Here is a 284-nt window from a genome sequence, read left to right as displayed (position 1 = left end):
TATCCTGTTGGGCTATCGCCAAGCGGTAAGGCACTGGCTTTTGATGCCAGCATTCCCTGGTTCGAATCCAGGTAGCCCAGCCATTACAACGTTACTTAGACAAACCATAAGTCTTCTTAACTATATACTCTTCGCTAAGCTCTTTACTTAGTTGAGAGGAAAGCTTTGCTGCGGTCGTGGCGGAATTGGTAGACGCACCAGATTTAGGTTCTGGCGCCGAGAGGTGTGAGAGTTCAAGTCTCTCCGACCGCACCATTATTTCTCTTTAATTAGAGATAAAATAG

2 tRNA genes are annotated in these 284 nt (G+C 46.1%); both read left to right on the top strand.

Annotation, left to right across the window (positions count from 1 at the left end):
* Nucleotides 1-8 precede the first annotated feature (8 nt).
* A tRNA-Gln gene (locus tag H5300_RS27355) sits at nucleotides 9-83 on the top strand.
* Nucleotides 84-170: 87 nt separating this feature from the next.
* Nucleotides 171-255 (top strand) — tRNA-Leu (locus tag H5300_RS27350).
* The last annotated feature ends 29 nt before the right edge of the window (nucleotides 256-284 follow it).

It is taken from the genome of Vibrio sp. SG41-7 (assembly GCF_014164465.1).
Classification (GTDB): Bacteria; Pseudomonadota; Gammaproteobacteria; order Enterobacterales; family Vibrionaceae; genus Vibrio; species Vibrio splendidus.
Note: the sequence above shows the minus strand (reverse complement) of the source record. Positions and strands in the feature narration are given on the sequence as shown.